Below are 25,539 nucleotides of genomic sequence, written 5' to 3'. Positions count from 1 at the left end.
TGACCTGTTGTGCCCTGATGGGCATTCGAGACGCCTTCTGGGTGCGGATTCCGTAGGTGAACAGCCATTGACGCGCGGTTTCCGTCAAGGTTCCATCAACGCCGGGAGCGGACGAAGAGATGAACGACGCGAGCCGCCGGAGGCGATAACGCTCCCGCCCGAATCACCTGACGCACGACACGAGTCGATCGGAACCGCCGCATGACCGACACGCTCCGCCCTGTCGAGACCGCCGCCCCGGACACCGCCCCCACGGCGTCCGGCGGCCCTCAGAAGCTCAAGCGCTCCATCGGCATCGTCGGCGGCACCCTGCTGACGCTCTCCTGCGTGACACCGGCCTCCACGCTCTTCGTGGTCGTGCCCGACCTCTTCTCGTCCCTCGGCACGGCGACCGCGCTGACCATCGCGATCGGCTCGCTGCTCTGTATCGCCGTGGCGTTCTGCTACTCGGAGCTGGGCACCCTCATCCCCAGCGCGGGCGGCGAGTACGCCATGGTCTCGACGATGGCCGGACGGCTCGCGGGCTGGCTGGTCTTCGTCCTCTCCCTCCTGGTCGTCATGATCGTGCCGCCGGTGATCGCCATGGGCACGGCCGACTACCTGGCACCGATCGTGCACCTGAACCCGTCGATGGCGGGCGCCGGCGTGATGCTCCTCGCCACCCTCGCGGGCCTCCTCGACCTGCGGGCCAACGCCTGGATCACCGGCGTCTTCCTGGTCCTCGAAGTCATCGCGGCCGCCGTCGTGGCGGTCCTCGGCTTCTCGCACAGCGAGCGCGGCCTCTCCAGCCTCACCTCGATGGAGGTGGCCGGCTCCGGGGGCCACACGGATACCGTGACGGCCATGCTGGTCGTCTCCGGACTCGCGATCGCCCTCTTCATCACCCAGGGCTTCTCGACCGCGGTCTACCTCTCCGAGGAGCTGGAGAACCCGCGCCGCAACGTAGCCCGCACGGTCCTGGCCACCCTCGCCATCTCGACGGTGATCATCCTGGTCCCGGTCGTCGCGATCACCATGGGGGCCCCCGACCTCTCCGCCCTCACCGGCGGCGACATCAGCACCATGGTCACCGCCTGGTCGAACTCCGCCGTCGGCACCTTCGTCAGCCTCTGCGTGGCCCTCGCGATCATCAACGCCGGCATCGTCATGGTCATCCAGAACTCCCGCGTCCTGTTCGCCTCGGCCCGCGACAAGGCCTGGCCCGAGCCGGTCAACGGCCTCCTGTCCAAGCTCGGCCGCTTCGGCTCCCCGTGGGTCGCCACGCTCCTGGTGGGCGTCCCCGGCGCCGCTCTCTGCTTCGTCAACCTGGACACCCTGTACGGCGTCACCGGCGTCTCGGTGACCGGCATGTACCTGCTCGTCGCGGTCGCCGCGCTGTTCGCCCGGCGCGGCCGGCACACCCACACACCCGCCTGGCGCATGCCCCTGTGGCCCGCCGTGCCGGTGCTGCTGATCGCCGTCCTCGCCTACATCCTCAGCCGGCAGGAGACCGAGTACCTCCTGTGGACCGGCGGCATCGTGGCCGTCGCCACCCTGTACTGGGCCTTCTACCTGCGGCCGCGCCGTGAGACCCGCTGGCTGGTGTCGATCCCGGAGGACGCGCAGGCGTAACCGGCACACCCGCGCTACGGGGCCTCAGCCGAAGTCCCAGGTCACCACCGTGGCCGTCCCGTCGTCCTTGCCACCCGCGCTGCGGTACGTGGCAAGGGCGACGTCGTTTCCGGTGTCGACGCCCACCCACATCCCGTAACAGCCGCGCACGCGGGCCAGAGCGGCGAGGGTCCGGATCAGCGCCCGCCCGGTACCGCGCCGCTGGAACGGCTCGGCGACCGCCAGCTCGTAGAGGAACATCTCATTTCCCTTGTCGGGGTGGAGCGTCTCGACACCGCTGACGAACCCGACGGGGCCACCGTCCTCGTACGCGAGGAAGAGATGGTGGCCCTGCGCCGCCAGGAAGCGCTGGGCCCACTCGGGACGTACGGGCTGGTCGAAGAGGTGATCGGCGGCGGTCAGTTCCTCCACGGTGGTGGCGCGGCGAATTTCCATGGGCCGTTCGTACCACGGGCGCGGTATGCCGGGAGGGGACCGTACTCCCGTGGGAGGGGCGGGGGTTCAGACCAGTGGCGGCATCCGTTGTCCGTGGCGGGCCGTACCGTTGACGCATGGATCTTCGACTGCCCCGACTTCGGGGGCCCGCACTGCGGAGGCCGCGACGGTGGATCGCCGCCGCGGCCGCCGTCGTCGTGCTCGCCGGCGCCGGGACGTGGACGGCTGTCGCCTCCGACGACGCCCCGCCCGTACAGCGCGCCGACCGCGTCATGGACATGGGCGACGGGGTGGACATCGACACCTCGTACTTCACCGCGGGTGCCGGCTCGGACCGCCGCCCCGCCGTACTGCTCGCGCACGGCTTCGGCGGCAGCAAGGACGACGTGAAGGCGCAGGCGGAGCAGCTCGCGCGCGACGGATACGCGGTGCTGACCTGGTCGGCACGCGGTTTCGGCGAGTCCACCGGCAAGATCGGGCTGAACGACCCCGAGGGCGAGGTCGCCGACGTCTCCAAGCTGATCGACTGGCTGGCGAAGCGCCCGGAGGTCCAGCTCGACAAGAGCGGCGACCCGCGCGTGGGCGTCACCGGCGCCTCGTACGGCGGGGCGATCGCCCTGGAGGCAGCCGCGTACGACCAGCGGGTCGACGCGATCGCCCCGGCGATCACGTACTGGAACCTGTCGGACGCCCTCTTCCCGAACGGTGTCTTCAAGAAGCTCTGGGCCGGCATCTTCATCAACTCCGGCGGCGGCTGCGACAACTTCGAGGCGCAGCTGTGCGAGATGTACAACCGGGTCGCGGAGTCCGGAAAGCCGGACGCGGCGGCCACCAAGTTGCTCGAAGAGCGCAGCCCCTCCGCGGTCGGCGACCGCATCAAGGTGCCCACGCTCATCGTGCAGGGCCAGTCCGACTCCCTCTTCCCGCTCGGCCAGGCAGACGCGATGGCCAAGCAGATCCGGGCCAACGGCGCACCCGTGGACGTGGACTGGATCTCCGGCGGGCACGACGGCGGTGACATGGAGGCGGACCGCGTCCAGGCCCGGGTCGGCTCCTGGTTCGACCGGTACCTGAAGGACGAGGCGGGCGTCGACACCGGTCCCGCCTTCCGCGTCACCCGCACCGGAGGCATCGACTCCACCGACGGCGCCGCACAGCTCCGGGGCGCGAGCGGCGACACGTACCCCGGCCTGGAGAGCGGCGACCACGCCGTGACGCTGGCCGGACGCGAGCAGACCTTCGACAACCCGGCGGGTGCGAACCCGCCCGCCATCTCCGCCCTCCCCGGACTCGGTGGCGCGGGCGGCCTGTCGCAGCTTTCCTCGCTCGGGGTCGGGGTGTCGCTCGACTTCCGGGGCCAGTACGCGCGGTTCGAGTCCTCGGCGTTCGGCAGCGACCTGCGGATCACCGGATCGCCGAAGGTGACCGTGCACGTCGAGTCGAGCACCGACGAGGCCGTCCTCTTCGCGAAGGTGTACGACATCGGACCCGGCGGCGGGCAGCAGGTGCTGCCGTCGCAGCTGGTGACTCCGCTGCGGGTCGAGGGAGCGAAGGCGGGCAAGGACGTCACCATCACCCTTCCGGCCATCGACTACGAGGTGCAGGAGGGCCACCGGCTGAGCCTGGTCCTGGCCTCGACGGACCTCGGCTACGCGTCACCGGTGACCCCGGCGACGTACACCGTCTCCCTGAAGGGCGACCTGCAGGTCCCCACCGCACCCGCCGTGACGACGGCCGCCGCGCCGCTCCCCTCCTGGGTGTGGTGGCTGCCGCTCGCCGGAGCACTGCTCGCGCTGGCCCTGCTGCTGACCGGCCGCCGCCGCACCACCGCGGGCCCGCCCGATCCCGAGCTGGCCGAAGTCCCGCTCCAGATCACCGACTTGAGCAAGCGGTACGCGAAGTCGGCGGACCGGTACGCGGTCCGGGAACTGTCGTTCCGCGTGGAGAAGGGCCAGGTCCTGGGCCTCCTCGGGCCGAACGGCGCGGGCAAGACGACCACCTTGCGCATGCTGATGGGCCTGATCAAGCCGGACGGCGGCGACATCCGCGTCTTCGGCCACGAGATCCAGCCGGGCGCGCCGGTCCTCTCCCGAGTCGGCGCGTTCGTCGAGGGCGCGGGCTTCCTCCCGCACCTCTCGGGCCGCGACAACCTGGAGCTGTACTGGCAGGCCACGGGCCGGCCGGCCGAGGACTCCCACCTGGAGGAGGCCCTGGAGATCGCGGGCCTCGGCGACGCGCTGTCCCGCGCGGTCCGCACGTACTCCCAGGGCATGCGCCAGCGCCTCGCCATCGCCCAGGCCATGCTCGGCCTCCCGGACCTGCTGATCCTCGACGAACCCACCAACGGCCTCGACCCGCCACAGATCCGCGAGATGCGCGACGTGATGATCCGCTACGCCGCCGCCGGCCGCACGGTCATCGTCTCCAGCCACCTCCTGGCCGAGGTCGAGCAGACCTGCACCCACCTGGTGGTCATGGACCGCGGACGGCTCATACAGGCGGGCCCGGTGTCCGAGATCGTCGGCTCCGGTGACACCCTCCTGGTCGGCACGGGTTCGCCCGTGGACGAGCCGATCGTCGAGAAGGTCGGTGCGCTGCCCGGCGTGGCCTCGGCCGCCGTCGCCGAGGGCGGGCTGCTGGTCCGGCTCGACCCCGACGGAAGTGCACAGCGCCTGGTCGTGGAGCTCGTACGGCTCGAAGTACCCGTGGAATCGGTGGGCCCCCACCGCCGGCTCGAAGACGCCTTCCTCACCCTGATCGGGGGCAACGCATGAGCACCCTCGTCGAGCGGGCCGAGACGGCCGACGGATACCGCGCGCGGCGGACACTGCCGCTGCGGGTGGAGCTGCTCCGGCAGCTGAAGCGGCGCCGCACCCTCGTCATGGGGGCGATCCTCGCGGCGCTGCCCTTCGTGCTCGTCGCGGCGTTCGCGATCGGCGGCACGCCGGACGGGCGGGGCAACCAGATCACGCTGATGGACACGGCCACCGCGTCGGGCGCGAACTTCGCCGCGGTGAACCTCTTCGTCTCAGCCGGCTTCCTGCTGGTGATCCCCGTCGCGCTGTTCTGCGGGGACACGATCGCCTCCGAGGCGAGCTGGTCCTCGCTGAGATACCTGCTGGCGGCCCCCGTGCCCAGGGCCCGCCTGCTCTGGTCCAAGCTCACCGTCGCGCTGGGCCTCAGCCTCGCCGCGATGGTGCTGCTGCCGATCGTCGCGCTGGTGGTCGGCACCGCGGCCTACGGCTGGGGCCCGCTGGAGATCCCCACCGGCGGCGCGCTCTCCGCGGGCACCGCGGCACAGCGCCTGCTGGTCGTGGTGGCGTACATCTTCGTCTCCCAACTGGTCACCGCGGGGCTCGCGTTCTGGCTGTCGACCAAGACCGACGCACCCCTGGGCGCGGTCGGCGGAGCGGTCGGCCTGACGATCGTGGGGAACGTTCTGGACGCCGTCACGGCCCTCGGCGACTGGCGCGACTTCCTGCCCGCGCACTGGCAGTTCGCGTGGGCGGACGCCGTCCAGCCGCAAATGGAGTGGTCGGGCATGATCCAGGGCGCCGCGATTTCGGTAACGTACGCGCTCGTCCTGTTTGCCCTGGCCTTCCGGGGTTTCCGGCGCAAGGACATCGTGTCGTAGGTCTCCGGAGGATCACCTACCGGTCTCGACGGCCGCCCACCGTGGCCGCTTCGAGATCCATCCGCAACGCTCCGTAACGCACATCTCGGCCCCCTCGGACGTCACAGTCACAGACGTCGGCCCAAACACAGGCCGCTCACCGAGGGGGCACAGATGGGGAAGGACCACATACGCACGGCGGCGGTCACCACACGCGGCCGTCGACTCCGCGGCACTCTGCTCGCCCTGACAGCCGCGGGCGCCATGCTGCTCACCGGCTGCGGCGGGAGCGGCAGCAACTCGGACGGCTCGAACAAGTCCCGCAACGACGCTACCGGCCCACTGCCCGCCCCCGCCTACCCGTCGGGCTCCGCCCAGGGCGAGCAGGACGGCGAACAGAGCGGCGAACAACAGGACGACGAGGGCCGCGAGTTCGCCCCGTCCCCCGACTACCTCTCCACCTTCGCCCTGGACGTCGACACCGCCTCGTACGGCTACGCCAAGCGCACCCTCGCGGACGGCGCGATGCCCGACCCCTCGACGGTCCGCCCCGAGGAGTTCGTCAACAGCTTCCGCCAGGACTACGAACGTCCCGACGGCAACGGCTTCTCGGTCACCGTCGACGGCGCCCGCACCGAGGACGAGGACTGGTCCCTGCTCCGCGTCGGCCTCGCCACCCGCGCCGACGAGCAGGACGGTGAACGCCCGCCCGCCGCCCTCACGTTCGTCGTCGACATCTCCGGCTCGATGGCCGAACCGGGCCGCCTCGACCTCGCCAAGGACTCCCTCGGCGTGATGACGGACCGCCTCCGCGACGACGACTCGGTCGCCCTGGTCACCTTCAGCGACGAGGCCGAGACCGTCCTCCCCATGACCCGGCTCGGCGACGACCGAGGTCGCGTCCACTACGCGATCGACAGCCTGGAACCCCAGTCCTCCACCAACCTCGGCGCGGGCGTCGAGACCGGCTACGCCACGGCCACCGAAGGCCTGCGCGAAGGCGCCACCAACCGCGTCGTCCTCGTCTCCGACGCCCTCGCCAACACCGGCGACACCGACGCCGACACGATCCTGGAGCGCATCGACGACAACCGCCGCGAGCACGGCATCACGCTCTTCGGCGTCGGCGTCGGCAGCGACTACGGCGACGCCCTGATGGAGCGCCTCGCAGACAAGGGCGACGGCCACACGACGTACGTCTCGGACTTCGAGGAGGCCCGCAAGGTCTTCTGCGAGGAACTCCCGCAGAACATCGACCTCACTGCCCGCGACGCCAAGGCACAGGTCGCCTTCGACCCGGAGACGGTCGAGCAGTTCCGGCTCATCGGCTACGACAACCGCCAGGTCGCCGACGAGGACTTCCGCAACGACCAGGTCGACGGCGGCGAGATCGGCCCCGGCCACACGGTGACCGCCCTCTACGCGGTCCGCACCAAGCCCGGAGCCTCCGGCCACCTCGCCACCGCGAGCGTCCGCTGGCAGGACCCCGACACCCGTACCCCGCACGAGGAATCGGGCCAGGTGGAGGCCACGGCCCTCGAAGGCAGCCTGTGGAACTCCTCCGACCGCTTCCAAGTCACCGCAGTGGCGGCGTACTTCGCCGACGCCCTCCGCCAGGGGGACGACCGCTGGCCCCGGCTCCCGGGCAGCCTGCCGCTGACCGAACTCAAGTCCCGCGCCGACGAACTGGCGACCAGCACGGAGGACAAGGCGGTACGAGAGCTCGCCGACGCCATAGAGTCGGCCACCCGCGCGGAACGCTGACTCAGCCGGCGCCGGGCCGCCGCCCGGCGCCGTGCAGCAGCGTGTCGACTACGAGCGCCCCCAGGGCGTCGGGATCGGGGTCCGGCCGGTCGTCGCCGTGCAGGGCCTCGCCGATCAGCGCGTAGTAGACGCGGCGGACCCACTCCAGGTCCACGGCCGGGTCGAGCAGGCCCTCGTCCCTGGCCCGCGCCAGGAGTTCGAGGCAGCGCGCCCCCAACTGGTCCCAGCCCGCCGCGGCGGCGCCGCCCTCGTCGGCCGGCTGACCGAGGGCATAGCTCCAAGCCCCCTTGATCCGCAGCACGTTGGCGGTCACGCGATGCAGCGCGACCAGCGGCGGTGTGGTGTCCGGCCGCGCATCCTCGATGGCCTGTGTGAGCTGCCGTACGGCCGACTCGGCGAGCGCGTCGATCAGCGCCTGCCGGCTGGCGAAGCGCCGGTGGACCGTCGTCCTGGCCACCCCGGCCGCCTCGGCGATCTGCTCCATGGACGCGCCCGGATCGGCGGCGAGCACCCGCTCGGCCGCCTCCAGAATCGCGCGCACACTGCGCTCGGCATCGGCCCGCAGTGCTCGGCCCATGGGCTCCTCCACTCAGTCGGCTCCAGACCCCCAGTGGACGTAGATGGTACGCCTGAGTTGCGGTTCCCCAGTTATCTGCATCACTGCTGTTGCAGATATAAGAATAACCGCTACAGTGGTGTTCTAGTTAGTTACCGGCTCGCCTTCACTCGACCTTCTGAAGGGGAACAGTCATGGACACCACATCCGCATCCACATCCACCGCACGCACTGCTCTCATCACCGGCGCCTCCTCCGGACTGGGCGCCGAGTTCGCCACCCAGCTCGCCGCCCGCGGCCACGACGTGATCCTGCTGGCCCGCTCCCGCGACCGCCTCGAAGAACTGGCGGACCGCCTGCGCACGCGGTACGGCGTCCAGGCACACGTCCTGTCCCAGGATCTCGCCGAGCCCGACGCCGCCGACCGCGTGGCCGAGGCCCTCACCACCCGCGGCCTCGTCGTCGACCTGCTGGTCAACAACGCCGGCTTCGGCACCTGCGGCCGCTTCGAGGAGATCGACCCGCGCCGCGATCACGACGAGATCATGGTCAACGTCGTCGCCCTGGCCGACCTCACCCACGCCGTGCTCCCCGGCATGCTGGAGCGCGGCTCCGGAGCCGTCCTCAACGTCGGCTCCACGGCGGGCTACCAGCCGGGCCCGTACTTCGCGGTCTACAGCGCCACCAAGGTCTTCGTCCTCAACTTCTCGCTGGCCCTGCGCCAGGAGTACCGGGGACGCGGCATCAAGGTCACAGCCCTGTGCCCGGGCCCGGTCGAGACGGGCTTCTTCGACGCGATCGGCACCCGCAAGGCCGCGGTGACGGGCTCCTTCACCACCACGGAACCGGTCGTCCGCGCAGCCCTGCGAGCCCTCGACCGCGACCGCGCCTACGTCACCCCGGGGCTGGGCAACGCACTCGGCGCCCACCTGACCCCGCGCCGCCCGCGCACCCTGGTCGCGGCGATCGCCGAGCGCATCACACGCAAGGTGCTGGAGCCGGAACGGGAGACCTCCGAACCCGTGGCCGCGTGAACCGACCACGCACAACCCATTGAATTTCCGTTACGCCTCGGTAAGTTGACCCCCGTTCAGGAACCCTGCGACCGGGAGCCACGATGGGCGTACGCAAGGACTTGAAACGGGCGAAGAAGCGCACCGACCTCGCATCCCGCACCAAGGTCGAGCTCACCAGGGACGACACCGGCACGGTCCGCGAGGCCCGCACCGCCCGGCTGGCCCAGGACCCCACCACCGGCAGCACCGCCGACCTGCCCTTCACCAACGCGGCCGAGACCCCGGACGCCGTCGTCCTGCGCCGCCAGGAAAACGGCACCTGGCACCCGGTCACCGCAGCGGCCTTCGCCCGCGAAGTCACCGCCACGGCAAAGGGGTTGATCGCGGCGGGGCTCGAACCGGGCGGCCGGGTCGCGGTGATGTCCCGTACGCGCTACGAGTGGACGGTCCTCGACTTCGCGATCTGGGCGGCGGGTGGCCAGACCGTCCCCGTCTACGCGACCTCGTCCGCCGAGCAGGTGGAGTGGATCGTCAGGGACTCGGGCACACACTTCGTGATCGTCGAGACCCCCGAGAATGCGGAAACCGTGGCCACCGGCACGACCCGGCACCCCGAACTCCCGCGCGTCTGGCAGCTGGACGCGAACGCGATGTCCGAACTCGCCGCCCTCGGCCGGGACATCACCGACGAGGAGGTGGTCAAACGCCGCGCCGCCCTCACCCCCGACACCATCGCCACCGTCTGCTACACCTCCGGAACCACCGGCCGGCCCAAGGGCTGCGTCCTCACCCACGCCAACCTGCATGCCGAAGCCGCCAACACAGTCGAGTTGCTGCACCCCATCTTCAAGGAGGTCACCGGCCAGACCGCCTCGACCCTCCTCTTCCTCCCGCTCGCCCACATCATGGGCCGCACACTCCAGATCGCCTGCCTGATGGCCCGCATCGAGGTGGGCCACTGCCCGAGCATCAAGCCCGACGAACTCCGCCCTGCCCTACGGGAGTTCAGGCCGACGTTCCTGGTCGGCGTCCCGTACCTCTTCGAGAAGATCCACAACACCGGCCGCGCGACCGCCGAGAAGATCGGCCGCGGCGCCTCCTTCGACCGCGCCCACCGCATCGGCGTCCGCTTCGGCGAGGCCTACCTGAACAAGTTCCTGGAGACGGGCAAGGGGCCAGGACCGGGCCTGTACGCCGCCTGGGCGCTCTACGACCTGCTGGTCTACCGCCGTATCCGCAAGGAACTCGGCGGCCGCGCCCGCTACGCCATCAGCGGCGGCTCCCCGCTCGACCGCGACCTCAACCTCTTCTTCTACGCCGCCGGAATCATCGTCTACGAGGGCTACGGCCTCACCGAGACGACAGCCGCGGCGACGATCGTCCCGCCCTTGCGCCCCCGCCCCGGCACGGTGGGCCTCCCGGTCCCGGGCACCGCGATCCGCATCGCCGACGACGGCGAGGTCCTGATCAAGGGCGGCGTCGTCTTCGGCGCCTACTGGAACAACCCGGCGGCCACGGACGCGGTCCTGCGGGACGACTGGTTCGCCACCGGAGACCTCGGCGCCCTCGACGATGACGGCTACCTCACCATCACCGGCCGCAAGAAGGACATCCTCGTCACCTCCGGCGGCAAGAACGTCTCGCCCGCAGTCCTCGAGGACCGCCTGCGCAGCCGCCCGCCCGTCGGCCAGTGCATCGTCGTCGGCGACAACCGCCCGTACATCGCCGCCCTGATCACCCTGGACCCCGAGGCCGTCGCCCACTGGCTCGCCGTACGCCAACTGCCCGCCGACACCCCGCTGTCCGCGCTCACGGACGATCCCCGGATGCGCGCCGACGTCCAGAAAGCCGTCGACCACGCGAACGACGCGGTCTCGCGCGCCGAATCCATCCGCCGGTTCGCCCTGGTGACAGGCGAGTTCACCGAGGACAACGGACTGCTCACCCCGTCCCTGAAGGTCAAGCGCCACGCGGTGACAGCGGCGTACGCGGACGAGATCGAGGCGCTGTACGGGAGCTGAGCAGCTACGCCGGACATGAAAAAGAGCGGGCCGCCGATGCGCTCGGCGGCCCGCTCTCCCGGTGCTGAGATCAGTGGTTGCCGGTGCCGTTGCCGGACAGGACCGGGATGTTGCTCAGGATGTGCGACAGCGGCTCGTCGCCCTTGGCCTGGGTCGAGTTCTCGACACACTGCTGGTTCTGCGGGGCCGACAGGATCGGGATGTCCTGGAGCGCGACACCGCCGATGCCCGCGATGCCGCCGGCGTTGACCTTCGCGGGCAGGCCGATGCAGGGCTTGTTCAGGGAACCCTGGATGAGCGAGAGCTGCGGGCTCATGTCGCCCTCGGTCTTGGAGTTGCCGAACTCCTGGACCGCGCCGTTGCCGCTGGTGGACTGGGTGCCGTTGTCGTCACCGATCGCCAGGGCCTGGGGGGCGACCCCGGCCGAGATACCAGCGACGGAAGCGGCAATAGCGGCGGTTGCCCACAGCTTCTTCATGTTCATTCCCTTCAGAAAGCGGACTCCAGTGAGGAGCTGCGTGATGATCAACTGTGTAGCCCCTGCCGGGGTTGCGGGTTATGCCCCGTTTGGCCCAGCGTGTGTTTGAAGTTGTTACTCGGGGGCGCGCCTGTGCTGTCGCGAACACAAGCCAGCGGGCCGCCGATGTGCTCGGCGGCCCGCTGACGGGATGTCGGAAGAGAACTACTTGTTGCCGGTGCCGTTGCCGGACAGGACCGGGATGTTGTTCAGGATGTGCGACAGCGGCTCGTCGCCCTTGGCCTGGGTCGAGTTCTCGACACACTGCTGGTTCTGCGGGGCCGACAGGACGGGGATGTCCTGGAGCGCGACACCGCCGATGAGGGCGGCTCCACCGAGGTTGAGCTTCGCGGGCAGGCCGACACAGGGCTTGTTGAGCGAGCCCTGGATGAGCGCCATCTGCGGGCTCATCTTGCCGTACGTGGCCGAGTTGCCGTACGTCTGCACGGCACCGTTGCCGCTGGTGGACGTCGTGCCGTTGTCGTTCCCGATCGCCATCGCCGGCGTCGCGGCGGCAGCGGACGCACCGACGACGGAAGCGGCGACCGCCGCAGCAGCCATAACCTTCTTGATCACTAGCTAGTCCCTTCTGGAGAAACCCCGTCCACCGGAGCGCTCTGATCAACTGCCCCGGCCGCTCTTGGTTGCTCTGTTTCACTCCGATGGCCCACGTCGAAGAGTGATTCCGGCGTGTGCGCGCCAATTCGGAGTCTCATGGATTTCCGCGTTCCGAACGGGCCATTCGGGTGAATCACCGCAACCAATCCGGTCGCGCCGGGTTGAGTGCGAGAGCAGGAACACGTGTGTCTGCACAGGAAAGGAACGCGAAATGCTTCAGAAGGCAATGGCCGCGGTGGCGGTCACCGCTTCCGTGGTCGGTATCTCGGCGGCGGCCGCCCCTCAGGCGCTTGCCATCGGTGACGGCAACGGCACCAACTCCGTCAGTGGAAACGGTGCGGTCCAGGAGTTCGGCAACTCCAAGACCAAGGGCGACAAGAGCCCGCAGCTGAGCCTGGCCCAGGGCTCCCTGAACAAGCTCTGCCTCGGCGTGCCCGTCAAGGGCAACGTGGGCGGAGCCGCCCTCATCGGCGGCGTCGCGCTCCAGGACATCCCGATCCTGTCGGCCCCGCAGAACCAGCAGTGCGCCGAGAACTCGACCCAGGCCAAGGGCGACGAGCCGCTGTCGCACATCCTGAGCAACATCCCGGTCCTGGCCGGGAACGGCATCGGCAACCACTGACCGCTGCACTCGAAAGGCTCGGGCCGCCCGTCGCGTTGACGAATGGGCGGGCCGGGCTTTTCCGTGATTTCCTTCCGCTTTGTTGCAGGGCGGTTCCAGCTCTCAGGCAGGGCGATTCGAGTGAATTACCAAGTGGTTTACGTTGTGTAGTTTCTTCGGTCGGCTGTCCCTCGTTTACAGCTTGTAGGTCATGGTGCGAGCCTTTCATGCTGTGCTCGCTCGGCTTCGGCCGTCATAGAGGCATGACCGCAGAGAAGGGAAAGCACGTGAAGCTCAAGAAGAGCGCTGCTGTCGTCGCCGGCGCGATCATGGCCCTGGGACTCGCCTCCCCCGCCTTCGCGGACGCCGACGCCCATGGTGCGGCCATCGGCTCGCCGGGTGTCCTCTCGGGCAACGTGGTCCAGGTTCCCATCCACGTTCCCGTCAACGTGTGCGGCAACTCGATCAACGTCATCGCCCTGCTGAACCCGGCGTTCGGCAACACCTGCATCAACAACTGACGCAGACGGCACATCAGCCGCTTCGGCTGTGTCAAGGCCGGCCTTGGAACGCCTTTTCGGTTCCGAGGCCGGCTTTCCTCACTTCTCCAAGCAGGAAGGCAACGAGATTGCGACAGACCCTGAGTAGGGGAGTGGTCGTGGCCGCGGCCACGACGAGCATCCTGTCCCTGTACGGCGCCCCCGCCTTCGCCGACGCGAACGCGAACGGAACCGCCAAGGACTCACCGGGAGTCGGGTCGGGCAACAGCCTCCAGCTCCCGGTGAACGCACCGGTGAACGCCTGCGGCAACACCGTCAACGTGATCGCCGCGCTCAACCCGGCGTTCGGGAACTCCTGTGCCAACGGCGGGGATTCGCAGGGGTCGCACGGGGCGCACGGGGCGCCGCACGGCTCCTCCGGCCACGACGACTCATCCGGTTACGGCTCCGGCTCTGGCTCCGGCCACTCGGGCGGCGGCGGCCAAGGAGGCGGCTACGGCGGTGACCACGGCGGTGGTTCCGGCGGTGGCTCCGGTTCCTCGGCGTACGGCGAGACGCACGGTTCGCCCGGCGTCCTGTCGGGCAACAACGTCGCGGCGCCGGTGGACGTTCCGGTGAACGCGTGCGGCAACACGGCGGACGTGGTCGGTGTGGGCAACCCCGCGTTCGGCAACGACTGCGAGAACGGCCCCGGAGGCTACGGCGACACCCCGCCGACCAAGCCCCCGACGCACCCGCCGACGACGCCTCCCACAACGCCGCCGACCAAGCCGCCGTCGACACCTCCGACGACGACCCCGCCCACCAAGCCGGTGACGACGCCACCCACGACGACGCCGCCGACGACACCGTCCACTCCTCCCACGACCCCGCCCGTGGCTCCCCCCGGGCCCCCGCCCACCCTGCCGCACACCGGCAGTGAGGGACTGCTCGCGACCTCGGCCGCCAGCGCCGCCCTGCTCGCGGGCGGAACGGTCCTGTACCGACGAGGCCGAGCCGCGTCCCGTCGGTAGCACCCCGGGTGCCGGACGCCTCACGCGCCCGGCACCCGAGCCCGCGTCACCGCCGCGCCGGGGCCGGCGCCTCGCGCCGCTGCTGCCGTACCGGCACAGGCGTCGTGCGCAGCCGCCGCCGTACCCCCCGTACGAGCGTGCCCGCCGTGAACGTGGCGCCGTGCACGAATCGCATCGCGGGGCCGAAGCCGGACGCCGTGACCAGGCCCGCCATGAAGAGGCCGGGGACCGAGGACTCGAAGTCCCGGCCGACCTCGGGGGAGCCGTCGGCCACCGCCGCGAGGTCCCCGCGCAGTTCGTCGGAGAGCAAGCCGAGACGCTCGCGGGTCGCTTTGAACCCCGTGGCCGCGATGACGTGTTCGGTCTCCAGGGACGCCGGCTCGCCGCCGCGGCTCACCGTCTCCAGCCGTACACCGCCCTCCGACGCATGGGCCGCCGCGACCTCGTGGCCGAGGAGCAGCTCGACGGCCGGTTCGACGCGGTCGCGGACCCACCAGGCGCCCGCCGGGCCCAGTGCCGTGGCCGCGATCCGGGCGCGGGTGGTCTCCGGGAGGCGGTGGAAGAGGCCGGGGCGCTCGGCGTAGAACCAGTTGCGCCAGCCGCAGCCCAGGCCGCTGTGCGGGGTGCGGGCCGACTCCCACCACGGGCGCTCCCAGGCGGGCGGCACGTCGTTCCAGTTCAGCCGGCCGGCGCGGGCCAGGACCCGGACGCGGCTGCCCTGTTCGGCGAGGAGGGCGGCCGTCTCCAGCGCGGCCTGGCCGCCGCCGATCACCGTGACGTCCCGGCCGCGGAAACGGTCGAGGTCGCCGTGGTGACTGCTGTGCGAGACATACGCGGGACCGAGCTCGCGCAGGACGGCCGGTACCTCGATGAAGGGCAGCACGCCGACGGCGAGGGCGACCGTGCGGGCGTGCAGGATCTCGCCGTCGGCCAGGACCGCCTCGAAGCCGCCGGGGACGGCGCTGACCCGGACCACGGTGCGCTCGTCGACCTCGGGCACCGCGTTGCGGGCGAACCACAGGCCGTACGAGGCGAACATCTCGACCGGGATGGGCTCGCCGTGCCGGGCCCGGACGCCCTGACCGGCGCAGTACGTGTCGAGACGCCAGCGGCCCTCGGGGTCGGAGAGATTGGACGCCCACGGCTCCGACTTCAGGAACATTCCGGCGGGCATGTGGTCCCGCCAGGACGCCATGGGCCTGCCGAGGACGCGCAGGCTCAGCCCGGCCGCCGCGGCGTGGGAGGCGACGGACAGGCCGTACGGGCCGGCTCCCACCACCAGGAGGTCGTACATCAGCAGCTGCTCGCCTTCTCGTCGTCGGTCAGGGGATTCGGTGCGCCCGACTGCCGTACGACCCGCGGCTGAACCGCGACGGGCGCCGAACGCCGTACGCGGTCCAGCAAGCGCCGGACCACATGGCGGCACCACAGGGCCCACATCGTGAGCCCGGGCGCGAGGTCGTCCCGCGCGTGCCAGGCCAGTTCGCAGCCGCTCGCCTGCGGGCGCAGGGCGCTGAGCGGGGCGTAGTTCTCCACCACGAACGCGCGGCCCGGCAGCGGCGCCGGGTCCGGCAGCGGACGGTGGGTCAGGTCCAGGTGCAGGGCGCGTACGACGTCCAGGCCGGCCCCGTCGGCGAAGAGGCGGAACTGGGCGCCGGGGCGGGGGTTGAAGTCGAGCAGGTGGTAGCGGCCGTTCGCGCCGTCCCTGCGGAAGTCGAGGTCGAAGACGCCGCGGTAGCCCAGCGTTCCGACGAGCCGTTCGACGAGCGACTGGAGTTGTGGGTTGGGGGTCCAGCGGCCGACCGCGGTCAGTCCCGCGCCGCGTGGCCAGGCGCGCTGCTTGCGGCCGGGGCCGCCCCCGCACACGGCCCCGGACCGGTCGGCGTACCCGTGGAAGAACCAGTCGCGGTCGGGCCCCGGCGGCAGGAACGCCTGCAGCAGAAGCCGGCTGCCGGCTTCCTCGGCGCGCAGATACAGCGCCTGCGCCTCCTGCGCCGAGTGCACCACCACCGTGCTGCGCAGCCCCGTCCCGGTGGGCACCAGCCACGGGCGGCTCCACTTCGCCACCACCGGCAGGCCCAACTGCCAGACCGCCGCGGACGCCTGCGCCGGGCTGTCCGGGATGAGCGTCACCGGGTGCGGAATGCCCGCCCTCTCGCACAGGACGGCCAGTTCCGCCTTGTCGGCCACGAGTTCGGCGAGGGCGCCGGGCTGCTGCGGCAGCAGATAGGAGGGGTGGAGGTGCTCACGGCACCGGGCCACCGCGACGGCGCTCGCGTCATCCATCGGGATCAGTACGGCGGGACGGGATACTCGGGCGGCCACTCGGCGCAATGCGGCGACGATATCCGCGGCGGATGCGCCGGGCGGCGGCGGGGGGTGCATCTCACTGACAAAGCGCGACCTGCGGACGGGACTTCCCGTTGAATCGGCGACGACATGCACCTCCACGCCCGCTCTGCCGAGTGAGCGTACGGCTCCCAGCGTTCCGTGGTGAAAGGGGTTCCGGTCGATCCGCAGAAGGACGGCGGGGACACGGGTGTCGAGAAACGGCACGGAATTTCCTTCGGGTCGGTCACCCGTGCGGGTGATCGGCGCACTCAAAGGCCGGAGCCTCGGTTGGCGGAATGGGTATTCATATGACTGAGTGTCAGTAGACAGAAGGCAAATCGGAGTAAACGGAAGACGGAAAGCGCCGTCGGATCAGCAGAGTGGAGAGAGGTCAGGAATGGCCCCACAGCAGCAACGGCCCCGGAGCAGGCGGCTGGCGTGCGTCGCGGCCGGAATCGTCGCGTCGGTCGCCCTGGCGTCGGGTCCGGGATACGCCGTGGGCGCCGGGGCGGTGCGAGTCGCCGATCCTCCGGCGCCGACACCGACGACGGTGACCCCGCCGGCGACACCTGTGACACCCGCACCGCTCACACCACCGGCGACGCCCACGACGCCCGCGACCTCCACGGACACGACCACGCCCGCCGTACCCTCCGTGGAACCGAAGCCCGCCGAGAAGGCCCCCGCCGTCGGCGCCTACCTGGACTACGGTGCCCGCGGTGTCGCCCGGATCGCCCAGCTCAGCCAGTGGCTGGGCGGCACCGAACTCCGCGTCGGGCACACGTATCTGCCCGGCGACCGCTGGAGCAACATCGAGGGCGCCCACGGATTCCTCGACGTCTGGGCGGACTGGCGGCTCGAACAGGACGACCGGATGCTCGTCCTCAACGTGCCGATGATGGAGCGCAACGAGGAGGGGGTCTCCGACGCCGAGGTCCGGCTGCTGCTGCGCCAGGCCGCCGCCGGAATGTTCGACAAGCACTTCCGTGCGCTCGCCGAACGCCTTGTCGAGCTGAAGGTGCCGGACACCGTCATTGTGCTCGGCTGGGAAATGAACGGCATTACCTACACCCATCGCTGCGGTCCCGACCCGGAGGCCTGGAAGAAGTACTGGAACAGAATCGTCACCACCATGCGGGCGGTGCCGGGACAGAAATTCCGGTTCGACTTCACCCCGAACCGCGGCCGGGACGCCATCCCCTGGACGCAGTGCTATCCGGGGGACGACACGGTCGACATCATCGGTATGGATTCGTACGACCAGCCATCCGGGCTGTCATTCGACGAGCAGGTGAAAGAGCCCTACGGCCTTCAGGCGCACGTGGACTTCGCCAAATCCCATGGCAAGCCCATTTCCTATCCTGAATGGGGACTCTTCCGCAACGGCGACAATGCGACGTACATGAAGCGCATGCTCGCCTGGATGACAGAGCACAAGCCGCTGTACAACACGGTCACCGACTACTGCCCGCACGGTGTCTGGCAGTGTTCGGACAACCCGAAGGCGTCCGAGATCTACCGCGCGGCGCTCTCCGGCCAGACCGTTCCCACGCCCGTTCCGACACCCGAACCGACGCCTCCGTCCAAGCCGGTACCCCCGCCCAACTGCTCGCCGCTGGACCTGGGCGACTGGGTCGAGTACTGGATCGGCGGGAAGCTCTGCCTCCGCTTCGACTGGTGGTCGCGCAGCCGGTGACCCGGGGATGAGAACGGTGGCGGCGGGTCGTTCACGGGCTGCCGCCACCGCGCTCCCTCCACCGTCTCAGCAGCTCCTTGCCCCGGCTGCGCGCGGCGACGTCGCAGACGACCGCCGACATCAACGGAGCCGTACGCCGCCGGGCCAGGAGCAGGCGCTGGTTGACGACGGGCTCCGGGCGCCAGTGGCGCTTGTAGGGTTCGTCGCCGCGCAGCAGGCTCAGCGCCGCGCGTTCGCCCGCCTCGGTGTGCTGGGCGCAGGCGTTGAGCAGTATCACCGCGACATCCGCCTTCCGCTCCCGCAGCTGCGGATGGGCGCCGTACAGATAACCGCCCGCGAGGCGCCGCGACAGCAGCGTGAGATCCACGGCCATCACGGTGTCGTCGAGCCGGAACTCCGTGACCACGGCGTCCCCGGAGCGCACCATCGGGCCCACCGACCGGACCAGATGCTCGGCGAACCGCTCCTGGAGATGCTCCGACGTCACCTTCCGCCCCTGCCACTGCAGTCGATGCAGTTCGAGCAGCCGCCGCAGCGCCGCGTCCACCTCGTCATGGTGTACGACGCGCTGCTGGACCCCGAGCGCGGTCAGCTTGCGCAGCTTGGCCCGTACCCGCTGGGCCTTCGACGACGGGAGCCGGCCCACCAGTTCGTCCATCGACGTGGCGGGCAGCTCCAGACAGAGCGAGTCGCGCACCCGGCTGCGCGGCCCGCGCCAGCGTTCGAAGATCCGCTCCACCGCACCGCCGGGCCGCACCTCACGGAAGTCGATCAGCGCGGTACGGGCCGCCGCCGACAGCCCCTCGGTGAGGGTGGCGGCCGCCCGGTCGGCGTGCTCGTCGTCGATGAGGACGTCTCCGTAGTCGGAGATCGCCCCGCCGAGCGGTACCAGCGCGGGCAGCGGACGGTGTACGCGCATCAGCGGGGCCACCGCCCGGAGTTCGCCGCCGTCGTCACGCACGAGCACCAGACGCAGCCGGCCGGGAGTGCCGTACGAGAGCCACCAGGAGTGCAGCCAGGCGTGGCTCTGGAACGGGGTGGCCGCGGCGCAACTCCGGTACAGGCGCCCCCAGGCCGGCCCGAGTTCGGCGAACTCGCGCTCGTCGGTGACGAGTTCGGCCACCAGGGTGCCCGCCGGAGCGGTCTGCAGCGTGCCGCTCACATCTGCCCGCGCACATCGGCGGCCGTGGCGGGGCTCGGCACGGAGGCCGGCCGGGCGGTGTCCGCGGTGCGCCGGGGGCGGACGAGGAGCACCAGGCCGCCGAGCAGGCCGCCCGCGCTGGCGCCCACCAGACCGGTCACCGTCGGCGAGGCCGAGGACGCCTCGGTGGGCTTCGTGGCACGGGCGAACTGCTGGAGTTCGACATTCGTGTCGGCCTTGGCGTCGTTCGCGTGCCGGGTCAGCGCGCGCGAGACCGCGTTGGCCATGTCGGCGGCGAGGTCGGGGCGCGAGGAGGTGGCCGAGACGGAGACCATCGGGGCGTCGGGCGAGGTCGCGGTCGACACGCTCTGCTGGAGCGTCTTCACCGGCACACCGGCCCACACCTGCGCGTCCCCGAGCACCGCGAGCTGGGTGGCGACCCGGCCGTACGCCTGCGCGAAGCCGAGGGCGGCCGCCGGATCCGACTGCTCGGTCGGCACGGCGACGAGGTAACTCGTCGCCGTGTACGCCGGTGGCTTCACGACGCCGTACGCGCCGCCGATCAGCCCGCCGAGCACGGCGCCGACGGCGAGCAGGGACCACGGCGGCAGGACCTTGGCACGGGCGAGGGCCGCCCCCGCCGAGCCGTTCGGGCGGTGGCCTCTGGTGGGGTTTTCGGTCATGAGGAACTCACTCCCAGTCAGGTGCGGGACAGAGCGGCCGCGTACACGTCCATGAGCTGTGCGGCGCTGCGGGTGATGCAGTAGTGGTGTGCGGCGTCCGGTACCGAGCGGGGCGCGGGGCCCTCCTCGCGGACCTTCTTCAGGGCGCGGGCGAACGAGTCCGAGCCGCCCTGGACCCGGCGGGTGCCGAGGGCGGCTTCCGGCGGCAGGTCCTCGACGGCCGGGCAGGAGACGTACAGCACGGGCAGTCCGGCCGCCATCGCCTCGACGACGGCCAACCCGAACGCCTCCTCGGCGCAGGGCGAGGCGAGGACGTCCATGGCCGCTATCAGCGACGGCAGATCGGCCCCGGGAGAGCCGCCGGTGGGGCGCTCGCCGGTGAACAGCACCCGGTCCGCGACCCCGGCCTGCTGCGCGGCCCGCCGCAGCACGCTCTCCTCCGCGCCGCCGCCGACGAGCAACAGCCAGTAGTCGCCGGGCAGTTCGGCCAGGGCGCGGACCAGTACGTCGAACCGCTTGCCCGCGGTGAGCCTGCCGACGCCGCCGACGACGTACGCGCCGTCAGGCAGCCCGAGCCGGCGGCGGGTGCGCTCGCGCAGCACCGGGTCGAAGCGGAAGCGGGCCAGGTCGATGCCGTTCGGCACGACCTCGATGCGGGGTCCGGGCACACCCCAGCGGCGCAGCCGGTCGGCGACGGTCGGCGAGACGGCGACGGTGGACCGGCCGAGCCGCTCGCTGGCCAGGTACAGCGCGCGGACGCCCGTGCTCAGCCTGCGCCCCTCCATCTGCGAGTCGCCGAGGGAGTGCTCGGTGGCCACCACGGCCCTGACTCCCGCCAGGCGTGCGGCGATCCGGCCGTACACGCAGGCCCGGTAGAGGTGGGTGTGCACGAGGTCGTACCGGCCCGCGCGGATCAGCTTCACCAGGCGGGGGAGCGCGGCGAGGTCGCGGTTGCCGCCCATGCCGAGGTGGGTGACGCGTACGCCGTCGTCGGTGAGCCCGTCGGCGACCGAGCCCGGGTTGGTGAGGGTGACGACATCACAGTCGACGGGCAAGTGGCGCAGCAGCAGCCTGAGTTGCTGCTCCGCGCCGCCCACTCCGAGGCCCGTGATGATGTGCAGGGCCTTCATCAGACCCCCTCGGCCGGGCGCCGGCGCAGGCGATGCAGCTTGAGCTTCAGCAGCAGGCGTACGGCGGTGTCGTTGTCGCCGATGTGGACGCGGGGCAGGGCGTGCGGGCCGGTCAGCGGGCCGGGGTCGATGGCGCAGGCGTACGTGTATCCGGCGTCCCGTACGGCGTCCACGACCCGCTGGTCGATCGTCCCGTACGGATAGCAGAAACCGGCGATGTGAGCACCGATCAACTCCGAGAGCACCGCTCTGCTTTCGGTGACCTCGGCGTACACGAGGGCGTCGTCGGCCTTGGTCAGGTCTACGTGGGTGAGCCCGTGCGAGCCGATCTCGATGCCCACGGAGGCGGCCGCGAGCCGGATGCCCTGCTTGCTCAGCAGCGGCTTGCGGGGGCCGAGCGGGTCCCAGGCGTTGTCGCCGCTCAGTCGGCCGGGCAGGACGAAGAGGGTGGCGCCGCAGTCGTGGCGCTGCAGGAGGGGCAGAGCGGTCTCGACGAAGTCGGCGTACCCGTCGTCGAAGGTGAGGCCGACGAGGTCGCGGCCCTTGCCCCGGGCGCGGGCCGCGAGCAGGTCGCTCATGCTCACACCGCGCAGGCCTCGCCGCCGCAGCCAGGTCAGCTGCTGGTCGAGGCGGTCCGGTGAGACCGTGATCCGGTACGGGTCGTCGGTGGGGTCGCCCACCGAGTGGTACATCGCCACCCACGGGGGCGTCGTGTCGAGGCGTCCGGTGGCGGATGCGGTGTCAGCGGAAACGGACATGCGGGAGCCTTTGTGTGAGCGAACGGAGGGCGGGTGCGAAGCCCTGGACCCCCAGGGCCCAGGCGAGCAGGGCGAAGACGACGGTCACGGCTGTGCCGCCGGCGAGGAGAGCGAGCAAGGGGGAGTCCACGCGGCTCGCGCAGAGCCCGCCCGCCACGGCGGCGACCAGCGCGGCGCGCACCGGCTTGCTGAGCTCGGCCAGCACCTGGCGGGTGCGGATCGGCACGCTGCGCGGGCCCATGCCGTACAGCAGGAGCGCGGCGCTGATGGTGATGCCGAGGGCGTTGGCGGCGGCGATCCCGAGCACGCCCCAGGAGCCGACGGTCAGCGCGCCGATCCAGGAGGTCGCGATGATCCCCGCGGTCATCGCGAACAGCGGGTACCAGGTGGGCCGTCCGCCCGAGAAGTACGAGCGGACGAGCGCGCCGACCAGGGTGTGGCCGAGCAGTCCGAGGGCGTACACGCGCATGACGGACGCGGTGGCCGCCGTGTCGTGCGCGGTGAACGCGCCTCGCTGGAACAGCAGTTGGATCATCTGGGGCGCGCACGCGACGACCACCGCCGTGCCCAGGAGCACCGTGCAGGAGACCAGCGCGAGATCGCGCTCCACGCGGGTGCGGGCGCGCTCGGTGTCGCCCTCGGCGATCGCCTGCGCCACCACCGGGAAGGTGACGGTGCACAGCATCAGCGAGAGCACCATCGGCATCTGGGCCACTTTCTGGGCGTAGTTCAGATGCGAGATGGCGCCGGAGGGCAGCGAGGAGGCCAGGAAGCGTTCGATGAGGACCTGGGACTGGCGGCACAGGGCGAAGAGCAGCACCGTGGTGACGAGGCTCAGGTCCATCGGACGCGCCTCCTCGACGCCGCTCGCGTCCTCCGTCACCTTCTTCCGCCTGAGCTGCCGCCACACCGAGGGCGCCTGGGCCGCCACCATCAGCCCGCTGCCCAGCGCGACACCGAGGGCCGCCGAGCGCACCCCCCAGTGGCCGCCGAGCACGAACATCGCCGTGATGATCCCGGTGTTGTACGCCACGTAGATGACGGCGGGCGCGACGAACCGCCGGTGCGCCCGCAGCACCGCACTGCAGTACCCGGCGAACCCGAAGCCAAGCACGCAGGTCGCGGTCAACCGGGTGCAGTCCACGGCGAGTTGGGGATCGGGCAGGCCGGGTGCGAGGCCCTCGACCAGGTAGGGCGCCCCGACGATCAGCAGCGCGCAGGCGGCCACGAAGGCCAGCGACAGCCGGGGCAGGGTACTGGCGACCAGCGCACGGACCGGATCGCCCGGGGCCCCCTGCGCCCGGCGGGCGACGGCCATGCTGAACGCCGGGATGAGGATGAAGGCCAGCCCGTCCTCGATCAGCAGGGTCGAGGCGAACTCCGGCACCGTCCACGCCACCAGAAAGGCGTCCGTCTCCGACCCGGCCCCGAAAAGATGCGCCAACGCCTGGTCCCGGCCGAGGCCAAGGAGCGCTCCGGCGATGGAGAGGGCGACGGTGACGAGGGCCGCCTTGGCGAGGAAGCGGCTGGAGGGCGGGTCGTCGGGGTTCGGTGGTGCGGGGGGCGCGGTGCGGGCGGCGGGGAGGGGGACGGAGCCCGCGGGGGCGCGGCCGCCGACAGCTCCGGGAGCACAGTCGCGGCTGCCGCCACCGCCGGTACGTGCGACCGCGCCGCCGGCTGGACCTTCGCCCGCGAGTCGGTTCGTACCGCCGACCATGCTGCCGCCCGTGCCACTGACTGTGTGTCCGGCCGTTCTGCCTTGGGCCTCACCACCGGCCGGTCCTCCGACCGTCTGCCCGGCCGCACCGCCGACCGCGGCTTCGGCGCCCGCGCCTGCCGTGGCTCCGACCACGCTGCCGTCCGTACCGCTGACCGTGTGTCCGGCCGTACTGCCTCGGGCCTCGCCGCCGACCGGTCCTCCGACCAGGCCGCTGCCCGTGCCACTGACCGTCTGCCCGGGCGCACCGCCGACCCCGACTCCGGCCCCGCCACCAACCGTCCGTCCCGCGGCCGGGCTTCCGGCCAATCCGCTGCCCGTACCGCTGACCGTACGTGCGGCGGTAAGTCCGACCGTGCCACCGCTGCCGACCGTGCCACCGCCCGCCCCTCCGGCCACGTCGCCGACCTCACCCCCGGCCACGCCACCCGCCCCACCCTCGGCCTCGGCCCGAGGCGGCGTCACCGTCATCGCGCCGAGGCCTCCTCCAGTGATGCGGGTGCTGTCACCGGGTCCGGCACCGACTCCGGTGCGGAGGAAGCCGGATCCATCAGCGCCCACCACCCCACGAGTCCGAAGCAGACAGCGGTGAGTACCGTCGAAGGCCCGCCGATGTCCGCGTACATGAAGTCGATCAACTGCCAGCTGAGCAGCCCGCACGCGACGAGTGCGCAGTCGAGGCCCGACGGAGTCCGCCGCACCCGTACGAGCCCCCGGAGCGCGCACACCAGGAGTGCCAGCCAGCTGCCCGCGAGGGCGAGCAGGCCGATCAGACCCTGTTCGCTGAGGATGAGCAGATACATGTTGTGCGGGGAGAGCAGCGGCTGCTTGCGGAAGGCGGCGCCCGCGCCTCCGGTGTCGCTGCCCGAGGAGAGGGCGAGGGAGGCGTGGCCGTCGCGGTGGTCGGGGAAGCCCTTCAACCCGACGCCGGTCAGGGGGTGTTCGCGCCACATCCCGACGGCCGCCGCCCACATCGTGTAGCGGTCGGTCACCGACTGGTCCGGCGCGTCAGCGACTTGGGTGATGCTGCTGATCCGTTCCTGGAGCATTGCGGTGCCGACGCCGAACCCGCCCACGAGGATCACCACCGCGGCGGCCACCGCCGCGCCCACCTTCACCGCCCGCCGCAGCCCCGCCAGCACCAACTGCGCACCACACGCCGCCGCCGTGGCGATCCACGCGCCCCGGCTGAACGACAGCGCCAGCGGCAGCAGCAGGACCAGCGAGCACACGACGGCGGCCGTCCGCTGCCGGGCGGCACCCGACCCGAGCGCAAGACCCACCGCACACACAAGGCCGAACGCCACCACGGTCGCCATCCCCATGATGTCCGTCGGCCCGAACGTCCCCACCGCCCGGATGTCCTCGCCCTGGTAGGTGGCACCGGTCCCGGTGACGTACTGATGCACCCCGATCGCCCCCTGCCACAGCGCGAGCCCGACGAACGACCAGGCCAGCACCCGGAAGTCGCGCCGGTCCCGCACAAGGAGCAGCACCGCCGCCGGGACCAGCACGAAGACCTGGAGATAGCGGGCGAGGCCGCTGATCCCGGCCCCCGCGCTCGCCGCCCCGGCCGCCGCGACGGCGATGCCGACCACGGGGAGCCCGATGACCAGGGCGGCGGTACGGGACAGGGGGCGCCGCCGGCCTCGTACGAGACGCACCGCGCAGCACAGCACGACGAGCCCGGAGACGGCGTCGGCCACGGTCGCGCCGCCCTCACCGCCGGGCGCGACGGGCAGCCCGAGCAGGGCGATCACGGCGACCACGGGCAGGACGGGCAGCGCGCGCCCGAGGGCGGACGTCAGGGTGCCCAGG

The 25,539-nt window shown here is 71.4% G+C and carries 22 protein-coding genes; 10 read left to right on the top strand and 12 right to left on the bottom strand.

The window, feature by feature from the left end; translation table 11 throughout:
• Positions 1–201 precede the first annotated feature (201 nt).
• Positions 202–1,611, top strand: a complete 1,410-nt coding sequence (locus tag OG219_RS17655; protein WP_266827664.1) for an APC family permease — start codon at positions 202–204, stop codon at positions 1,609–1,611.
• Positions 1,612–1,635: 24 nt separating this feature from the next.
• On the opposite strand, the gene OG219_RS17650 is transcribed toward OG219_RS17655, so the two are convergent.
• Entirely contained in the window at positions 1,636–2,046 is a 411-nt protein-coding gene (locus OG219_RS17650) for a GNAT family N-acetyltransferase (RefSeq protein WP_266827662.1), read from the bottom strand.
• Positions 2,047–2,162: 116 nt separating this feature from the next.
• Between OG219_RS17650 and OG219_RS17645 the strand changes: the two genes are divergently transcribed.
• The 3 genes from OG219_RS17645 (at position 2,163) to OG219_RS17635 (ending at position 7,423) form a co-directional block, all read left to right on the top strand.
• Positions 2,163–4,820 (top strand): alpha/beta fold hydrolase, encoded by a 2,658-nt coding sequence (locus tag OG219_RS17645; RefSeq protein ID WP_266827660.1) that lies wholly within the window; start codon positions 2,163–2,165, stop codon positions 4,818–4,820.
• Positions 4,817–5,680 carry an ABC transporter permease gene (locus OG219_RS17640; RefSeq protein WP_266827658.1) on the top strand — a complete coding sequence of 288 codons (864 nt, stop codon included), beginning with the start codon at positions 4,817–4,819 and terminating at the stop codon, positions 5,678–5,680. Before OG219_RS17645 ends, OG219_RS17640 begins: the two co-directional genes overlap by 4 nt.
• A 153-nt stretch (positions 5,681–5,833) precedes the next feature.
• Complete coding sequence (locus OG219_RS17635) at positions 5,834–7,423, top strand: VWA domain-containing protein (protein WP_266827656.1); 1,590 nt, start codon at positions 5,834–5,836, stop codon at positions 7,421–7,423.
• Position 7,424: 1 nt separating this feature from the next.
• On the opposite strand, the gene OG219_RS17630 is transcribed toward OG219_RS17635, so the two are convergent.
• Positions 7,425–8,000 carry a TetR/AcrR family transcriptional regulator gene (locus tag OG219_RS17630; RefSeq protein ID WP_266827654.1) on the bottom strand — a complete coding sequence of 192 codons (576 nt, stop codon included), beginning with the start codon at positions 7,998–8,000 and terminating at the stop codon, positions 7,425–7,427.
• A 173-nt stretch (positions 8,001–8,173) separates the two neighbouring features.
• Here OG219_RS17630 and OG219_RS17625 point away from each other — a divergent pair, with 173 nt between their 5' ends.
• Positions 8,174–9,013 (top strand): SDR family oxidoreductase, encoded by an 840-nt coding sequence (locus OG219_RS17625; RefSeq protein ID WP_266827652.1) that lies wholly within the window; start codon positions 8,174–8,176, stop codon positions 9,011–9,013.
• An 83-nt stretch (positions 9,014–9,096) separates the two neighbouring features.
• Positions 9,097–11,016, top strand: coding sequence for a long-chain fatty acid--CoA ligase (locus OG219_RS17620; protein WP_266827650.1), 1,920 nt, complete (start codon positions 9,097–9,099; stop codon positions 11,014–11,016).
• Between the two features lie 70 nt (positions 11,017–11,086).
• Here OG219_RS17620 and OG219_RS17615 read toward each other — a convergent pair whose 3' ends face one another.
• Complete coding sequence (locus OG219_RS17615; protein ID WP_266827648.1) at positions 11,087–11,494, bottom strand: rodlin; 408 nt, start codon at positions 11,492–11,494, stop codon at positions 11,087–11,089.
• 204 nt (positions 11,495–11,698) lie between these two features.
• Positions 11,699–12,109 (bottom strand): rodlin, encoded by a 411-nt coding sequence (locus tag OG219_RS17610; protein ID WP_266827646.1) that lies wholly within the window; start codon positions 12,107–12,109, stop codon positions 11,699–11,701.
• 253 nt (positions 12,110–12,362) lie between these two features.
• Here OG219_RS17610 and OG219_RS17605 point away from each other — a divergent pair, with 253 nt between their 5' ends.
• The 3 genes from OG219_RS17605 (at position 12,363) to OG219_RS48150 (ending at position 14,265) form a co-directional block, all read left to right on the top strand.
• Positions 12,363–12,773: a rodlin gene (locus OG219_RS17605; RefSeq protein ID WP_266827644.1), complete on the top strand. Its 411-nt coding sequence runs from the start codon at positions 12,363–12,365 to the stop codon at positions 12,771–12,773.
• A 242-nt stretch (positions 12,774–13,015) separates the two neighbouring features.
• Positions 13,016–13,273 (top strand): chaplin, encoded by a 258-nt coding sequence (locus OG219_RS17600; protein ID WP_323183284.1) that lies wholly within the window; start codon positions 13,016–13,018, stop codon positions 13,271–13,273.
• A gap of 107 nt (positions 13,274–13,380) precedes the next feature.
• Positions 13,381–14,265 carry a chaplin gene (locus OG219_RS48150; RefSeq protein ID WP_323183283.1) on the top strand — a complete coding sequence of 295 codons (885 nt, stop codon included), beginning with the start codon at positions 13,381–13,383 and terminating at the stop codon, positions 14,263–14,265.
• A gap of 46 nt (positions 14,266–14,311) precedes the next feature.
• Here OG219_RS48150 and OG219_RS17580 read toward each other — a convergent pair whose 3' ends face one another.
• Together OG219_RS17580 and OG219_RS17575 are read right to left on the bottom strand one after the other, a co-directional pair.
• Positions 14,312–15,559: an NAD(P)-binding domain-containing protein gene (locus OG219_RS17580; RefSeq protein WP_266827642.1), complete on the bottom strand. Its 1,248-nt coding sequence runs from the start codon at positions 15,557–15,559 to the stop codon at positions 14,312–14,314.
• Complete coding sequence (locus tag OG219_RS17575) at positions 15,559–16,821, bottom strand: ATP-grasp domain-containing protein (protein ID WP_266827641.1); 1,263 nt, start codon at positions 16,819–16,821, stop codon at positions 15,559–15,561. Before OG219_RS17575 ends, OG219_RS17580 begins: the two co-directional genes overlap by 1 nt.
• A gap of 172 nt (positions 16,822–16,993) precedes the next feature.
• On the opposite strand from OG219_RS17575, the gene OG219_RS17570 reads away from it, so the two are divergent.
• The gene (locus OG219_RS17570) at positions 16,994–18,292 is read left to right on the top strand and encodes a glycoside hydrolase family 26 protein (protein ID WP_266827639.1); all 1,299 of its coding nucleotides are present in this window, start codon (positions 16,994–16,996) and stop codon (positions 18,290–18,292) included.
• Positions 18,293–18,323: 31 nt separating this feature from the next.
• On the opposite strand, the gene OG219_RS17565 is transcribed toward OG219_RS17570, so the two are convergent.
• The 6 genes from OG219_RS17565 to OG219_RS17540 all read right to left on the bottom strand — a co-directional run bounded on the left by OG219_RS17565 (position 18,324) and on the right by OG219_RS17540 (position 25,538).
• Positions 18,324–19,454: a GNAT family N-acetyltransferase gene (locus OG219_RS17565; RefSeq protein ID WP_266827637.1), complete on the bottom strand. Its 1,131-nt coding sequence runs from the start codon at positions 19,452–19,454 to the stop codon at positions 18,324–18,326.
• Positions 19,451–20,116, bottom strand: a complete 666-nt coding sequence (locus OG219_RS17560; protein ID WP_266827635.1) for a lipopolysaccharide biosynthesis protein — start codon at positions 20,114–20,116, stop codon at positions 19,451–19,453. Before OG219_RS17560 ends, OG219_RS17565 begins: the two co-directional genes overlap by 4 nt.
• A 17-nt stretch (positions 20,117–20,133) precedes the next feature.
• Positions 20,134–21,246 carry a glycosyltransferase gene (locus OG219_RS17555; protein ID WP_266827633.1) on the bottom strand — a complete coding sequence of 371 codons (1,113 nt, stop codon included), beginning with the start codon at positions 21,244–21,246 and terminating at the stop codon, positions 20,134–20,136.
• Positions 21,246–22,004, bottom strand: coding sequence for a polysaccharide deacetylase family protein (locus OG219_RS17550; RefSeq protein WP_266827631.1), 759 nt, complete (start codon positions 22,002–22,004; stop codon positions 21,246–21,248). The genes OG219_RS17555 and OG219_RS17550 overlap by 1 nt, the downstream gene beginning before the upstream one ends.
• The gene (gene murJ / locus OG219_RS17545) at positions 21,988–23,721 is read right to left on the bottom strand and encodes a murein biosynthesis integral membrane protein MurJ (RefSeq protein WP_266836127.1); all 1,734 of its coding nucleotides are present in this window, start codon (positions 23,719–23,721) and stop codon (positions 21,988–21,990) included. Before murJ ends, OG219_RS17550 begins: the two co-directional genes overlap by 17 nt.
• Before the next feature lie 467 nt (positions 23,722–24,188).
• A complete protein-coding gene (locus tag OG219_RS17540) occupies positions 24,189–25,538 on the bottom strand; it encodes an O-antigen ligase (protein WP_266836126.1) in 1,350 nt (449 codons plus the stop codon).
• Position 25,539 lies beyond the last annotated feature (1 nt).

Origin of the sequence: Streptomyces sp. NBC_00038 (genome assembly GCF_026343635.1) — a bacterium.
Classification (GTDB): Bacteria; Actinomycetota; Actinomycetes; order Streptomycetales; family Streptomycetaceae; genus Streptomyces.
Note: the sequence above shows the minus strand (reverse complement) of the source record. Positions and strands in the feature narration are given on the sequence as shown.

Excerpts from the sequence above, each read along its gene's own strand:
- OG219_RS17620 (WP_266827650.1), top strand. The coding sequence starts at position 9,097 with ATGGGCGTACGCAAGGACTTGAAACGGGCGAAGAAGCGCACCGACCTC.
- OG219_RS17560 (WP_266827635.1), bottom strand. The coding sequence starts at position 20,116 with ATGACCGAAAACCCCACCAGAGGCCACCGCCCGAACGGCTCGGCGGGG.
- OG219_RS17635 (WP_266827656.1), top strand. The coding sequence starts at position 5,834 with ATGGGGAAGGACCACATACGCACGGCGGCGGTCACCACACGCGGCCGT.
- OG219_RS17550 (WP_266827631.1), bottom strand. The coding sequence starts at position 22,004 with ATGTCCGTTTCCGCTGACACCGCATCCGCCACCGGACGCCTCGACACG.
- OG219_RS17650 (WP_266827662.1), bottom strand. The coding sequence starts at position 2,046 with ATGGAAATTCGCCGCGCCACCACCGTGGAGGAACTGACCGCCGCCGAT.
- OG219_RS17630 (WP_266827654.1), bottom strand. The coding sequence starts at position 8,000 with ATGGGCCGAGCACTGCGGGCCGATGCCGAGCGCAGTGTGCGCGCGATT.
- OG219_RS17645 (WP_266827660.1), top strand. The coding sequence starts at position 2,163 with ATGGATCTTCGACTGCCCCGACTTCGGGGGCCCGCACTGCGGAGGCCG.
- OG219_RS17625 (WP_266827652.1), top strand. The coding sequence starts at position 8,174 with ATGGACACCACATCCGCATCCACATCCACCGCACGCACTGCTCTCATC.
- OG219_RS17580 (WP_266827642.1), bottom strand. The coding sequence starts at position 15,559 with ATGTACGACCTCCTGGTGGTGGGAGCCGGCCCGTACGGCCTGTCCGTC.
- OG219_RS17655 (WP_266827664.1), top strand. The coding sequence starts at position 202 with ATGACCGACACGCTCCGCCCTGTCGAGACCGCCGCCCCGGACACCGCC.
- murJ (WP_266836127.1), bottom strand. The coding sequence starts at position 23,721 with ATGGTCGGCGGTACGAACCGACTCGCGGGCGAAGGTCCAGCCGGCGGC.
- OG219_RS17600 (WP_323183284.1), top strand. The coding sequence starts at position 13,016 with ATGACCGCAGAGAAGGGAAAGCACGTGAAGCTCAAGAAGAGCGCTGCT.
- OG219_RS17605 (WP_266827644.1), top strand. The coding sequence starts at position 12,363 with ATGCTTCAGAAGGCAATGGCCGCGGTGGCGGTCACCGCTTCCGTGGTC.
- OG219_RS17615 (WP_266827648.1), bottom strand. The coding sequence starts at position 11,494 with ATGAAGAAGCTGTGGGCAACCGCCGCTATTGCCGCTTCCGTCGCTGGT.
- OG219_RS17555 (WP_266827633.1), bottom strand. The coding sequence starts at position 21,246 with ATGAAGGCCCTGCACATCATCACGGGCCTCGGAGTGGGCGGCGCGGAG.
- OG219_RS17640 (WP_266827658.1), top strand. The coding sequence starts at position 4,817 with ATGAGCACCCTCGTCGAGCGGGCCGAGACGGCCGACGGATACCGCGCG.
- OG219_RS17570 (WP_266827639.1), top strand. The coding sequence starts at position 16,994 with ATGGCCCCACAGCAGCAACGGCCCCGGAGCAGGCGGCTGGCGTGCGTC.